The sequence below is a fragment of the Paraburkholderia sp. SIMBA_030 genome (assembly GCF_046535245.1).
Lineage (GTDB): Bacteria > Pseudomonadota > Gammaproteobacteria > Burkholderiales > Burkholderiaceae > Paraburkholderia.
On the sequence record NZ_JAWRXB010000756.1, the window covers coordinates 1 to 264 of the forward strand.

1 protein-coding gene is annotated in these 264 nt (G+C 50.0%); it reads right to left on the reverse strand.

All coding sequences use genetic code 11. The features are described 5' to 3' along the window. Nucleotides 1-264 (reverse strand): hypothetical protein (locus tag SB772_RS41995; RefSeq protein ID WP_410838771.1); only part of this gene is annotated, 264 nt, incomplete at both ends.

Here is a 264-nt window from a genome sequence, read left to right on the forward strand (position 1 = left end):
GGACAAGACTAGCGCATTGACACCAGGTACAGCGGCCGCGTGAGCCGACTGCGGCATCAATGGGCGAATAACACCTAATACTTCTGCAGCTTGGGTGTTGGTCAAATAAATAACTCGAGTAGCGAGCGACTCGCCAACACTATCACCGCGTAAATCAACTGCCACACCAGATTGCTTAGCAATATTATCTGGCACCAGTTTTGTCGTCGTTCCCGATTCAATCGCAGCGATACCATTCACTTGCATCACGCTCAGAAATAGCTG